Origin of the sequence: Frateuria sp., assembly GCF_035944355.1 — a bacterium.
Lineage (GTDB): Bacteria > Pseudomonadota > Gammaproteobacteria > Xanthomonadales > Rhodanobacteraceae > Frateuria_A.
Window position 1 is genome coordinate 265982 of record NZ_DASZBH010000014.1, and the last position, 12558, is coordinate 278539.

Below are 12558 nucleotides of genomic sequence, written 5' to 3' on the forward strand. Positions count from 1 at the left end.
CACGGGCTGACCGGCCCACCGGTTGTGGGTGTCGCAGAAAACGCGCCCTATGACGGACCGCCCTGTCGGCACCGTTACCAAAACCCCCGCCGCGGCGGAGGCGCCTAAAGCCGCGAGCAGCCTTATCGGGGCTGCACGACGGCAAGTACTTTCGCGACGACGTCCTCGATGGGCATGCCGGTGGTATCCACCAGAACCGCATCCTCGGCCGGGCGAAGCGGAGCGACCGCACGCGACGCATCCCGCTCGTCGCGCGCCTCGATCTCGCGCTGAAGGACGCCAAGTGTAACGTTCAGCCCCTTTTCCTTCAACTGCTTATAGCGTCTTTTCGCCCGTTCGGCGGCGCTCGCCGTGAGGAACACCTTGAACGGGGCGTCCGGGAAGATCACCGTGCCCATGTCGCGCCCATCGGCGACCAGGCCCGGAGCTTTGCGGAAACCCAGTTGCAGGTCGACCAAGGCCTGCCTCACGGAAGGGATGGAGGCGATCGCCGAAGCGGCGGCGCCGGCCGTCTCGGTGCGCAGTTCGTCGGTGGCGTCATGGCCGTTGACGATCACCCGCGTGTCGCCGCCGCCGGCGGCCGCCTGGAAGCGGATCTTCGTGGACTGGGCGCAACGGGTCACCGCCCCGGCATCGGAGAGATCCAGTCCTTCGGCCCCCGCCGCGTAGCCGACCGCCCGGTACAGGGCTCCCGAATCGAGCAATCGCCAGCCCAGATGCTCGGCGACCAGGCGGCTGATGGTGCCCTTGCCCGAGCCGGACGGCCCGTCGATGGTCAGGACTGGCACCGGCTGCGTGCGGCTCATGGGGCTCCCGGGCATCTGCAAAAGACGCATGGTAACGCGTAGGACACCCCACGTTGACCACCCCCAGGGCACGTGCTATCTAGCCGCGCCTCCGCCTTGCAGTGCCCCGCCATGACCGATCTTCGCCGCGAGTTCGAACAGGCCGCCGAGGATGTCAAGCGACTTGGCACCCGGCCCGACAACGACACGCTGCTCAAGCTCTACGCGCTGTACAAGCAGGGCTCGCAGGGCGACGTGAAGGGCGGCCTGCCTGGCTTCTTCGACTTCGTCGGCACCGCCAAACACGAAGCCTGGGCGCAACTGTCCGGGACACCGCAGGAAGAAGCCATGCACCGCTACATAGCGCTTGTGCGGCAGCTCCTGGCCTGACGCGCCCATACCGCCCCTGCTTGCCGAGCCAGCCGAGGGCGATCGGGTGCGGCTGGGCGAGATCGCCGCTTGCTTTCCTTCACCCCGCCCGGCACATTCGTACGATCGTTTGAACGGACGCCGGCATGCCCTACCCGCACCTGTTTGCTCCGCTGGACCTGGGCCACCTCACGCTGTCCAACCGCATTCTGATGGGCTCGATGCATACCGGGCTGGAAGATCGCGCGGCCGACTACGACAAGCTCGCAGCCTATTTCGCCGAACGCGCCCGCGGCGGCGTCGCGCTGATGGTCACCGGCGGCATCGCCCCGAGTATCGAAGGCTGGCTCAAGCCGTTCGGCGGCCGCCTGTCGATGCCCTGGCACGTCGGCCGGCACCGCAAGGTGACCGGCGCCGTGCATGCCGAGGGCGGCCGCATCTGCCTGCAGATCCTGCATGCGGGCCGCTACGGCTACCACCCCTTGTCGGTGGCGCCCTCGAAACTGAAATCGCCGATCACGCCGTTCACGCCGCGAGCCCTTTCCGGCCGCGGCGTGGAACGGACCATCGGCGATTTCGTGCGTTGCGCGAAACTCGCCCGCGAGGCGGGCTACGACGGCGTGGAAGTGATGGGCTCGGAGGGCTACCTGATCAACCAGTTCCTCGCCGCGCGCACCAACCGGCGCCAGGATGCCTGGGGCGGCGACGCCGCACGCCGCATGCGCCTGGCGATCGAGATCGTGCAGCGCACCCGCGAGGCGGTGGGGCGCGATTTCATCATCATCTACCGGCTGTCCATGCTGGAACTGGTCGAAGGCGGCCAGTCCTGGGACGAGATCGTCGCGCTGGCCAAGGCCATCGAGGCGGCCGGCGCCAGCATCATCAACACCGGCATCGGCTGGCACGAGGCGCGCGTGCCGACCATCGTCACCTCGGTCCCGCGCGCGGGCTTTGCCTGGGTCACCCGCCGGCTGAAGGACGAAGTGAGCCTGCCACTGGTGGCCACCAACCGCATCAACATGCCCGAGGCCGCCGAGCGCGTGCTCGCCGATGGCGAGGCCGACATGGTTTCGATGGCGCGGCCGCTGCTGGCCGACCCGGCATGGGCAGCCAAGGCGCGCGCCGGCCGCAGCGCATCGATCAACACCTGCATCGCCTGCAACCAGGCCTGCCTGGACCATGTATTCCAGAACAGGCGCGCCAGTTGCCTGGTCAATCCGCGTGCCTGCCATGAAACCGAATGGGTCATCGCCCCCGCGGCGCGACCCAGGCGCATCGCGGTGGTCGGCGCAGGTCCGGCCGGCCTGGCCTGCGCGACGACGGCGGCCGAACGCGGGCATGCGGTGACGCTGTTCGAACAGTCCGGCGACATCGGCGGCCAGTTCAACTACGCCAAGCGCATCCCCGGCAAGGAGGAGTTCCACGAGACCCTGCGCTACTACCGGAATCGCCTCGCCGAGGTGCAGGTTGACGTGCGGCTGGCCACGCGGGCAGATCCGGCCTCGCTGCTGGACTTCGACGAAGTGGTCGTGGCCTGTGGCGTGGTGCCCCGGGCGGTGCGATTTCCCGGCAGCGAGGACCCGCGCGTGCTCGGCTACCTCGACGTGCTCGCGCATGACCGGCCGGTCGGCGCGCGGGTGGCGATCATCGGCGCCGGCGGCATCGGTTTCGACGTAGCCGAGTTTCTGGCCCAACGAGCGCCCTCGCCTACTCTGGACCCGGTCCGCTGGGCGCACGAATGGGGCGTGGACCGATCCTTCAGTGCCCGCGGCGGCTTGCTGCGGCCCGCACCCGAGGCGCCGGCACGGCAGATCTGGCTGTTGCAACGAAGCGAAGGCCGCCCCGGCGCACGCCTCAACAAGACCACCGGCTGGGTGCACCGTGCCACGCTGAAGGCAAAGCAGGTGCAGATGCTCGGCGGCGTGCAGTACGTGCGGTTCGACGGCGAGGGCCTGCACATCCTGCTGGAAGGCCAGGCGCAGGTATTGCCGGTCGACAACGTGGTGCTCTGCGCTGGCCAGGAACCCCATGGCGAGCTGGCGCAGGCCCTACGGCGATCGGGAAGGAACCCGCACGTGATCGGCGGAGCCGATGTCGCTGCCGAACTCGACGCCAAGCGCGCGATCGCCCAGGGCACGCAGCTGGCCATGTCCCTGTAGGCCCTGGCCGGAAAAGAAAGCGCCCCGCGAACGACGCGTCGGTATCGGCTCTGGGGGAGGAGGACCGGATACCGCGGGGATAGCGTCGCTGCGGGGCGAGGGCCACAGCCACCCGGGGGGAGGGGATGGTGGCTGGACAAGGCAAACGATACGCTCGTCACAGACTGACATCCAATATATATTTGCGGACCGACTTATTTGTCTTTCGACTATGTTTGACTTGCGCCAGCTCCGCTACTTCGTCGCGGTCGCGGAGGAGCTGAGCTTCACCCGCGCAGCCCAGCGCCTGCACATCTCCCAGCCCCCGCTCTCGCAACAGATCCAGGCGCTGGAGCAGGACCTGGGCACGCGCCTGTTCGATCGCGACAAGCGCAACGTGGCGCTGACCGAACCGGGGCGGATCCTGCTGGAGCAGGCGCGGCAGATCCTGGCCAAGGCCGAGGAGGCACGCAGCCACGTCAGCGACGCGGCGGCCGGCTTCAGCGGCGTCCTTCGACTCGCCTACACCATCTCGGTGACCTTCCATCGCGCGCTGCCGCAAACGCTGCTTCGCTTCGGCCAGTACGCGCCGAAGGTGCGGATGCAGCTGCACGAGATGTACAGCGAGCCGCAGTTCACGGCGCTGCGTGCGGACCATATCGATGTCGGCTTCGTGCGCGACGAGCCGCGCCACGAATCGGACGCCCGCGCGCTGCGCATCGACGTGATCGATTACGAGCCGCTGCTGCTGGCCGTGCCCAGCGGCCACCCGCTGGCCCGGCTGGACAGCGTGCAGTTCGGCGAACTGGCCAACGAGGCCTTCGTAAGCCAGCCCCGCGAACTGGCCGCGACCCTGTATGACCGGCTGGTGCAACTGGCTGGCAAGGCGGGGTTCCATCCGCTGATCCGCCAGCAGGCCCAGCAGATCAACGGCCTGCTGGCGCTGGTCGCCGCCGGCATCGGGCTCGCGCTGGTGCCGGCCAGCATGCGCGTGGTGCAGCTGGGCGGCGTCAGCTACGTTTCGCTGGAAGACCCGGACGCCTACCTGCTGCTGGCGGTCGCCAGCCGCCGGGACAATCCATCCCCGGTGCTGGCCAAGTTCCTGCAGATCGTCAAGGGCGTGGAAGATGCGGACTTGTGAAGAGGCCAAACCGCAGCTACACTTAGCGGCTTGAATTTCCCCGAATTGTTTCCAGGAGCCTGCCGTGAAGGTGCTTTCCTCTCTGAAGTCCGCCAAGCAGCGGCACCGTGACTGCAAGGTCGTGCGCCGCCGCGGCAAGGTCTTCGTGATCTGCAAGAGCAACCCGCGTTTCAAGGCGCGCCAGCGCTGAGCCGTCGGGTTCGACGAAAAAAGGCCGCTTGATGCGGCCTTTTTTATTGCCTGCGCTCGGCGCCAGCGGGCTTGGCAGGGCGGCCTAAGCCTACCCTGCGCGCCCACTGGCGGTCACTCGTAGCGCACGCCGGTGATCTCGTAGCGCTTGACGCCGTTGGGCGCCTTGAATTCGAAGCTGTCGCCCGCGCTCTTGCCGATCAGCGCGCGGGCGATCGGGGAAGACACCGCGATCAGCCGCTGCTTGATGTCCGCCTCCAGGTCGCCCACGATCTGGTAGGTCACCGGCTCGCCCGAATCCTCGTCCTCCAGGTCCACGGTCGCCCCGAAGACCACCTTGCTGCCGGCGCCGAGCTTGGACACGTCGATCACCTCGGCGGTCGACAGCGCGGCTTCCAGCTCGCCGATGCGCCCCTCGATGAAACTCTGCTGCTCCCGGGCCGCGTGGTACTCGGCGTTCTCCTTCAGGTCGCCGTGCGCGCGGGCCTCGGCGATCGCCGCAATGATCCGCGGACGCTCGATGGACTTCAGGCGCTCCAGCTCGCCGCGCAGGCGCTCCGAACCGGTCTTGGTGATGGGGGCGCGACTCATGCGCTCAGCTCCTTGTGCAGTTCCTGCAGGCTGTGCACGTCGCCCTCGCCGTGGAAATCCAGCGAATGGACCAGCGCACGCGCACCTGCCACGGTGGTGGAATAGGTGACGCGATGCTGCAGCGCCTCGCGCCGGATCGAGAACGAGTCGGCGATGGCCTGCTTGCCCTCGGTCGTGTTCACGATGTAGCCGATCTCGCCGTTCTTGATCAGGTCGACGATGTGCGGCCGCCCTTCGAGCACCTTGTTGACCCGTTCGCAGGCCACGCCGTGCTCGTCGAGGTAGGCCGCGGTGCCGCTGGTGGCCACCAGGCGGAAACCGCGTGCCAGCACTTCCTTCGCCACCGGCAGCAACCGCGCCTTGTCCGCGTCACGCACGGACAGGAACACCTTGCCCGCCTTGGGCGTCTTGATGCCCGCCGCCTCGTGGCCCCGCGCGAAGGCGGCACCGAAGTTGCGGCCCACACCCATCACCTCGCCGGTGGAGCGCATCTCCGGACCGAGGATCGGATCGACGTTCTGGAATTTCAGGAAGGGGAAGATCGCCTCCTTCACGGAGAAGTAGGCGGGGATCACCTCGCGCGTGGCGCCCTGCCCGATCAGCGTGCGGCCGGCCATGCAGCGCGCGGCGATCTTGGCCAGCGGCACGCCGGTCGCCTTGGAGACGAACGGCACCGTGCGCGAGGCGCGCGGGTTCACCTCCAGGATGTAGACGGTATCGCCCTGGATCGCGAACTGCGTGTTCATCAGGCCGACGACCTTGAGCTCCTTGGCCATCGCGGCGACCTGGCGGCGCAGCTCGTCCTGGACTTCCGCGGAGAGCGAGTACGGCGGCAGCGAGCAGGAGGAATCGCCCGAGTGCACGCCGGCCTCCTCGATGTGCTCCATGATGCCGCCGACCAGCACGTTGCCTTCGGCGTCGGCGATGATGTCCACGTCCACCTCGACCGCGTGGTCGAGGAAGCGGTCCAGCAGCACCGGCGAATCGTTTGACACCTGCACCGCCTCGCGGATGTAGCGCGAAAGGTCGGCGTCGTCGTAGACCACTTCCATGGCGCGGCCGCCCAGCACGTAGCTCGGGCGCACCACCAGCGGATAGCCGATCTCGCGGGCCAGCGCCAGCGCCTCGTCGGCGTTGCGCGCGGTGCGGTTGGGCGGCTGGCGCAGGCCGAGCTTCACGATCATCTGCTGGAAGCGCTCGCGGTCCTCGGCCAGGTCGATCGAGTCGGGCGAGGTGCCGATCACCGGCACGCCGGCGGCCTCCAGCGCGCGCGCGAGCTTGAGCGGGGTCTGGCCGCCGTACTGCACGATCACGCCCTTGGGCTTCTCAAGCTCGACGATCTCCAGCACGTCCTCGAGCGTCAGCGGCTCGAAGTACAGTCGGTCGGAGGTGTCGTAGTCGGTGGAGACGGTTTCGGGGTTGCAGTTGACCATGATGGTCTCGAACCCGTCCTCACGCAGCGCCAGCGCCGCATGCACGCAGCAGTAGTCGAACTCGATGCCCTGGCCGATGCGGTTGGGACCGCCGCCGAGCACGATGATCTTCTCGCGGTCGGTCGGATTGGCCTCGCACTCTTCCTCGTAGGTCGAGTACATGTAGGCGGTGCCGGTGGCGAACTCGGCTGCGCAGGAATCCACGCGCTTGTACACCGGGCGCACGCCGAGCGTGTGGCGCAGGTGGCGCACGGCCGCCTCGTCGGTGCTGAGCAGTTGCGCGATGCGCGCGTCGGCGAAGCCCATGCGCTTCAGTTCGCGCATGCGCGAGGCGTTGAGCGCGGTCAGGCCTTGGCTCCTGACCTCCTTCTCGGCCAGGACGATGTCCTCGAAGGCCGCCAGGAACCAGGGATCGACGCGGCTGAGTTCGTGGATCTCCTCCAGCGACAGCCCGGCGCGGAACGCGTCGGCCAGGTAGAACACGCGGTCGGGCCGCGGCTCGCGCAGCTCGCGCTTGAGCTTGGCCAGGCCGGCATCGCTGCCGAAGTCGACGCCGGTCGGGTTGAGCCCGGTCTTGCCGATCTCCAGCCCGCGCAGCGCCTTCTGCAAGGATTCGTGGAAGGTGCGGCCCATCGCCATCACCTCGCCCACCGACTTCATCTGGGTGGTCAGGCGCGCGTCGGCAGACGGGAACTTCTCGAAGGCGAAGCGCGGAATCTTGGTGACCACGTAGTCGATGGTCGGTTCGAACGAGGCCGGCGTGAGGCCGCCGGTGATGTCGTTCTTGAGCTCGTCCAGCGTGTAGCCGACGGCCAGCTTGGCGGCGACCTTCGCAATCGGGAAACCGGTCGCCTTGGAGGCCAGCGCCGAGGAGCGCGACACGCGCGGGTTCATCTCGATCACCACCACGCGGCCGTTCTCGGCATTGATGCCGAACTGCACGTTGGAGCCGCCGGTGTCCACGCCGATCTTGCGCAGCACGGCAATGGAGGCGTCGCGCAGGCGCTGGTATTCCTTGTCGGTGAGCGTCTGCGCCGGCGCCACGGTGATCGAGTCGCCGGTGTGCACGCCCATCGGGTCCAGGTTCTCGATCGAGCAGACGATGATGCAGTTGTCCGCCTTGTCGCGGACCACCTCCATCTCGAATTCCTTCCAGCCCAGCACCGACTCTTCGACCAGGACTTCGTGCACCGGCGAAAGCTCGAGGCCGCGCTTGATGATCTCCTCGAACTCCTCGACGTTGTAGGCGATGCCGCCGCCGGAGCCGCCCAGCGTGAAGCTCGGGCGGATGATGGTGGGAAAGCCCACCTTGGCCTGGATCTCGACCGCCTGCTCGTAGCTGCGGGCCACTTCCGCCTTCGGGCATTCCAGGCCGATGTCGGCCATGGCCTGCTTGAACAGCTCGCGGTCCTCGGCCATGCGGATGGCGTCGCGCGAAGCGCCGATCAGCTCGACGTCGTACTTCTCGAGCACGCCGTTGTCCGCCAGGTCCAGCGCGCAGTTGAGCGCGGTCTGGCCGCCCATGGTCGGCAGCACCGCATCGGGGCGTTCCTTGGCGATGATGCGTTCGACCGTCTGCCAGTTGATCGGCTCGATGTAGACCGCGTCGGCCATCTCCGGGTCGGTCATGATGGTGGCCGGGTTGGAGTTGACCAGGACGACCCGGTAACCCTCTTCACGCAGCGCCTTGCAGGCCTGGGCGCCGGAATAGTCGAACTCGCAGGCCTGACCGATCACGATCGGGCCCGCGCCGATGATCAGCACGCTCTTGATGTCGGTGCGCTTGGGCATTAGCGGGCCTCCTGCATGAGCTGCGCGAAGCGCGCGAAGAGATAGCCGACGTCGGTCGGTCCCGGGGAAGCCTCGGGATGGCCCTGGAAGCAGAACGCCGGGCGGTCGGTGAGCGCGAAGCCCTGCAGCGAGCCATCGAACAGCGAAGTGTGGGTGACGCGCACGTTGGCCGGCAGCGTCGCCGGGTCCACCGCGAAACCGTGGTTCTGGCTGGTGATCAGCACGCGGCCATCGTCGAGGTCCTTCACCGGATGGTTGGCGCCGTGGTGGCCGAACTTCATCTTGATGGTCCTGCCGCCAAGGGCCAGGCCCATCAGCTGATGGCCCAGGCAGATGCCGAATAGCGGGATCTTCGCGTCGAGGAAGGCGCGCGTCGCCTCGATGGCGTAGTCGCAGGCGGCCGGGTCGCCGGGGCCGTTGGACAGGAACACGCCATCGGGCCGCATCGCCAGCACCTCGGCGGCGGGAGTCTGCGCCGGCACCACGGTGACGTCGCAGCCGGCCTCGGCGAGCAGGCGCAGGATCTGCAGCTTGGTGCCGTAATCGTAGGCGACCACCTTGTGGCGCAGTGCGGGCTGACGGAAGGCGGCGCGGTCGAGGTCGTACACGCCCTCGGTCCAGCGATAGGGCTCGCGCACGCTGACCACCTTGGCCAGGTCCATGCCGTTCAGGCCGGGGAAGGCGCGCGCCTTGGCCAGCGCGGCCTCGGCATCGATGCCCTCGCCGGCCAGGATGCAGCCGTTCTGGGCGCCCTTGTCGCGCAGGATGCGGGTGAGCCGGCGCGTGTCGATGCCGGCGATCGCCACGATGCCCTGGCGGGCCAGGTATTCGGGCAGGCTCTCGGTGCTGCGCCAGTTGCTCGGCCGGCGCGGCACGTCGCGCACGATCAGGCCGGCAGCCTGCACGCGCGTGGATTCGGCATCGGGCGCATTCACGCCGGTGTTGCCGACGTGCGGGTAGGTGAGAGTAACGATCTGGCGGGCGTAGGACGGATCGGTGAGGATCTCCTGATAGCCCGTCATCGCCGTGTTGAAAACCACCTCGCCGACGGTTTCGCCAGTCGCGCCCACGGCGTAGCCGTGAAACACGCTGCCGTCTTCGAGGGCAAGCAGAGCGGGATTGGGCATGGGGGCCGCCTTTAGGTGCAGCAAAGTCCGCAAGCCGCGTGGAAGCAGGCTTGTGGACCTTGGGGTCGGAAGAAGACTTGGGCGGGACGCAATGATAGGTGCGGGGGGCCTTGCTGTCCACCGCACCGAAGCGTGAACAGGGCGTCCAGCCGTGCGCCTGGATGCTGCAGGCGCGCGCTAAACTTGTGCCTGTCACGTTCCTGCGGCCGTCCATGAACGCCACTGTCCTGCTCGATCCCGCCCGCCTCGACCGTCCCGATACGGACGTGCGGCTGGAACCGTTTCCGTTCCTGATCGCCCACGGCCAGCTGCCCGACGATGCGCGCCACGAGCTGGACCGGGATTTCCCCCGCTACGCCAGCGCAGGCTTCTTTCCCTACGATCCGGCCGATTGCGGCCCTTCGATCAACGCGCTGGTGGCCAACCTCACCGCGCCGGCCTTTGCACGCACCATCGGGGCGCGCCTGGGTATCGAAGACCTGAGCCAGTACCCGACGCTGGTCACCCTGTGCCGCCACCTCAACAGGCGCCACGGCACCATCCACACCGACAGCCGGTCCAAGGTCGCCACGGCGCTGCTCTATCTCAACAACCAGTGGCCGGACACCAGCGACGGCTGCCTGCGTTTCCTGCGCCGGATCGACGATATCGACGACCTGGTAGCCCCCGAACTTACGCCGCTGTACGGCGAGTTCGCCGTGTTCAAGCGTTGCGACAACTCCTTCCACGGCCACCTGCCCTACGAGGGCGAGCGGCGCGTGATCCAGGTCGCCTGGCTCACCAGCGAGGAAGAGAAGCTGCGCAAGACGCGCCGCGGCAAGTTCGCGCGCGGCTTCAAGAAGTTGCTCGGCACGCTGGACCGCAAATTCGGCGCCGGGCGCGACCGCAACGCCGCGCATCGCGACTGACCTCAGGCAAGGCGCCACGCAACGAACACGGCGAATACGCCGTACAGCAGCCCGACCGGCACCAGCCAGCGCGCGTTCACGCGGCCGCGCCGGAACAGCCACCACAGGTAGGCCACCGCCACCGTGGTCAGCACGCCGGCGAGCACCAGCGGCAGATCGAACAACCAGGGCGTGAAGAACAATGCCAGCGAGCTCGGGATGGTGGCCTGGATCATCATCGCGCCGGAGATGTTCGCCAGCGCGAGCCGCTCCTTGCCCTGGCGTACCCAGATCAACGCATTGACCGTTTCGGGCAATTCGGTCGCCACGGGGCTGAGCACCAGCGCGACCAGGTGCGCCGACAGCCTCAGCGCCACGCCGATCGCGTCGATCTGCGCGACGAAGATGCGCGAGGCGCCGGCAATCACCGCCAGCGCCAACACGCATTGCGCCAGCACACGCCACATGGCCGGGTCGGGCGCGCCGGGATGGAACTTCAAAGGCTCCAGCGCCTCTTCTTCGGGCGCGGTCTCGCCACTGCGGAGCTCGCGCCACACGTACAACCCATAGGCGGCAAGAAACAGTACCCCCAGCCAGGGCTTCCATGCGAACGCCACCAGGCCCAGCGCACACTTGACCACGAAGATCGACAGGAACCACCGCTGGTCGCGCGCGAGCCGCGCGCTGTCGACCCTGACCACGGCGCTGGGCCGCCGCAGCCGGCGCCGGTTGCTCCACAATGCGATGCCCACGACGGCATAGGCGATCGTACCGAGCACCAAGGGGCCGCCGAGCGCCGCGCCCACGCCGATGTCACGCTGCTCCGGCGTGCGTCCGAGCACCACCGCGATGAACGTGACGGCGCTTTCCGGCAACGCGGTACCGAAGGCGGCCAGCACCGTGCCGGTGGCAGTGGCATCGAGCCGGAGCTTGCGACCCAACCATTCGATGCCGTTGACGAAGTACTCGCAGGCCGCGTAGATCGCGCCGGCCGAGAGCAGGAACCACAGCGTGGCGAGCATCGATACGTTTCCGGCCGGGCGAGCGAGAAAACCTTGGCGCGACGATGCGGCCCGCCCGGCAAGGGTTCGAGCGCATCGTGGCCAAAGGTCTCGCCGGGCAACGCACGCCAGCTCGTGGCGCTGCGGCCATCCACGCCATGGAGCATTCGCTCCAAGTCTGTTGACGCGGATTCCTCGGGAAACGAAGGCGCGGCCTTCGCGGGGTGAGGATGGCTACTCCCCAATGACAACCCGCGCATGGTAGCGGCGCCACGGCGGCGCAACAAGCGCGGACCGGCGTGCGGGATGCCCTAGGCGAGGCGCTGTGCCAGCAGCGCGTCCAGGCCGTATGCGCCCGACGGCTGGCTGCACAGCCAGTGCGCCGCCTCGATGGCGCCGCGCGCGAAGATCGTCCGGTCGGTGGCCCGGTGCCCCAGCTCCACGCGTTCACCCGTACCGATCAGCAGGGCGCTGTGCTCGCCCACGATGTCGCCGCCGCGGACCACCGCGAAGCCGATGCTGCCCGGGCGGCGCGCGCCCTCGCGGCCGCCCGTCACGCCGACGTGCTCCAGGCCGGTGCCGCGCGCGGCGGCCGCCGCCTCGCCCAGCGAGAGCGCAGTGCCTGAAGGCGCATCGAGCTTGCGGCCGTGGTGGGCTTCGACGATCTCCAGGTCCCAGTCCGGCAACGCGGCGGCGGCCTGGCGCAGCAGCCGCGTGAGCACCGCCACGCCGAGGCTGAAATTGCTCGCGTGCATCAACGGGATGTGCGCGGCCGCTTCGGACAAGCGTCCGCCGAGCGCCGCGTCGATGCCGGTGGTGCCGCTGACCAGCGCGATGCCGTGCGCCCTGCAATGCTCGAGCGCCGAGGCGAGCCCGGCCGGTCCGCTGAAGTCGATCACCACGTCGAGCGCCTCGGACGGCCAGTCGGCGCGCAGGCAGGGCGCGGCGCGGTCGTGGTAGGCGCGTTCGCCCAGTTGCGGCATGCCCGGCGCCGTCACGGCCGCCACCACCTCGAAGCGGCCGTCGTCACGCAACAGATCGAGCAACACGCGGCCCATGCGGCCGGTGGCGCCGTTGACGGCGAGGCGGAGCGGTCGATGCATGGC

General features: G+C 68.5%; 11 protein-coding genes and 1 riboswitch. Of the genes, 5 read left to right on the forward strand and 6 right to left on the reverse strand.

The features are described 5' to 3' along the window. Nucleotides 1-122 precede the first annotated feature (122 nt). Nucleotides 123-806, reverse strand: a complete 684-nt coding sequence (gene cmk, locus VGU03_RS11790) for a (d)CMP kinase (RefSeq protein WP_327480720.1) — start codon at nt 804-806, stop codon at nt 123-125. Nucleotides 807-917: 111 nt separating this feature from the next. Here cmk and VGU03_RS11795 point away from each other — a divergent pair, with 111 nt between their 5' ends. From VGU03_RS11795 to ykgO, 4 genes are all read left to right on the forward strand, one after another. Next, entirely contained in the window at nt 918-1175 is a 258-nt protein-coding gene (locus tag VGU03_RS11795; RefSeq protein WP_327480722.1) for an acyl-CoA-binding protein, read from the forward strand. 125 nt (nt 1176-1300) lie between these two features. Further along, on the forward strand, nt 1301-3313 hold the full coding sequence (locus VGU03_RS11800) for an NADPH-dependent 2,4-dienoyl-CoA reductase (protein WP_327480724.1): 2013 nt from the start codon (nt 1301-1303) through the stop codon (nt 3311-3313). A 211-nt stretch (nt 3314-3524) separates the two neighbouring features. Continuing rightward, a complete protein-coding gene (locus tag VGU03_RS11805) occupies nt 3525-4433 on the forward strand; it encodes a LysR substrate-binding domain-containing protein (RefSeq protein ID WP_327480725.1) in 909 nt (302 codons plus the stop codon). Nucleotides 4434-4497: 64 nt separating this feature from the next. After that, entirely contained in the window at nt 4498-4623 is a 126-nt protein-coding gene (gene ykgO, locus VGU03_RS11810; protein WP_008215056.1) for a type B 50S ribosomal protein L36, read from the forward strand. 113 nt (nt 4624-4736) lie between these two features. On the opposite strand, the gene greA is transcribed toward ykgO, so the two are convergent. Genes greA through carA form a run of 3 tightly spaced genes read right to left on the reverse strand, consistent with a single transcriptional unit; the run spans nt 4737 to nt 9564 of the window. Continuing rightward, entirely contained in the window at nt 4737-5213 is a 477-nt protein-coding gene (gene greA / locus VGU03_RS11815) for a transcription elongation factor GreA (protein WP_327480727.1), read from the reverse strand. Then, on the reverse strand, nt 5210-8437 hold the full coding sequence (carB, locus tag VGU03_RS11820; protein WP_327480729.1) for a carbamoyl-phosphate synthase large subunit: 3228 nt from the start codon (nt 8435-8437) through the stop codon (nt 5210-5212). The genes greA and carB overlap by 4 nt, the downstream gene beginning before the upstream one ends. Continuing rightward, a complete protein-coding gene (gene carA, locus VGU03_RS11825; RefSeq protein WP_327480731.1) occupies nt 8437-9564 on the reverse strand; it encodes a glutamine-hydrolyzing carbamoyl-phosphate synthase small subunit in 1128 nt (375 codons plus the stop codon). Before carA ends, carB begins: the two co-directional genes overlap by 1 nt. A 212-nt stretch (nt 9565-9776) precedes the next feature. Here carA and VGU03_RS11830 point away from each other — a divergent pair, with 212 nt between their 5' ends. Continuing rightward, nucleotides 9777-10472, forward strand: a complete 696-nt coding sequence (locus tag VGU03_RS11830; RefSeq protein ID WP_327480733.1) for a 2OG-Fe(II) oxygenase — start codon at nt 9777-9779, stop codon at nt 10470-10472. A gap of 2 nt (nt 10473-10474) precedes the next feature. Here the strand turns inward: VGU03_RS11830 and VGU03_RS11835 are convergent, their stop codons facing one another. Beyond that, the gene (locus VGU03_RS11835; protein WP_327480735.1) at nt 10475-11473 is read right to left on the reverse strand and encodes a sodium:calcium antiporter; all 999 of its coding nucleotides are present in this window, start codon (nt 11471-11473) and stop codon (nt 10475-10477) included. A gap of 68 nt (nt 11474-11541) precedes the next feature. Continuing rightward, nucleotides 11542-11707, reverse strand: a riboswitch (yybP-ykoY riboswitch). Between the two features lie 56 nt (nt 11708-11763). Beyond that, nucleotides 11764-12555, reverse strand: a complete 792-nt coding sequence (gene dapB, locus VGU03_RS11840) for a 4-hydroxy-tetrahydrodipicolinate reductase (protein WP_327480737.1) — start codon at nt 12553-12555, stop codon at nt 11764-11766. Nucleotides 12556-12558: the final 3 nt, after the last annotated feature.

Excerpts from the sequence above, each read along its gene's own strand:
- VGU03_RS11795 (WP_327480722.1), top strand. The coding sequence starts at position 918 with ATGACCGATCTTCGCCGCGAGTTCGAACAGGCCGCCGAGGATGTCAAG.
- VGU03_RS11800 (WP_327480724.1), top strand. The coding sequence starts at position 1,301 with ATGCCCTACCCGCACCTGTTTGCTCCGCTGGACCTGGGCCACCTCACG.
- VGU03_RS11835 (WP_327480735.1), bottom strand. The coding sequence starts at position 11,473 with ATGCTCGCCACGCTGTGGTTCCTGCTCTCGGCCGGCGCGATCTACGCG.
- dapB (WP_327480737.1), bottom strand. The coding sequence starts at position 12,555 with ATGCATCGACCGCTCCGCCTCGCCGTCAACGGCGCCACCGGCCGCATG.
- carB (WP_327480729.1), bottom strand. The coding sequence starts at position 8,437 with ATGCCCAAGCGCACCGACATCAAGAGCGTGCTGATCATCGGCGCGGGC.
- VGU03_RS11805 (WP_327480725.1), top strand. The coding sequence starts at position 3,525 with ATGTTTGACTTGCGCCAGCTCCGCTACTTCGTCGCGGTCGCGGAGGAG.
- carA (WP_327480731.1), bottom strand. The coding sequence starts at position 9,564 with ATGCCCAATCCCGCTCTGCTTGCCCTCGAAGACGGCAGCGTGTTTCAC.
- VGU03_RS11830 (WP_327480733.1), top strand. The coding sequence starts at position 9,777 with ATGAACGCCACTGTCCTGCTCGATCCCGCCCGCCTCGACCGTCCCGAT.
- greA (WP_327480727.1), bottom strand. The coding sequence starts at position 5,213 with ATGAGTCGCGCCCCCATCACCAAGACCGGTTCGGAGCGCCTGCGCGGC.
- cmk (WP_327480720.1), bottom strand. The coding sequence starts at position 806 with ATGAGCCGCACGCAGCCGGTGCCAGTCCTGACCATCGACGGGCCGTCC.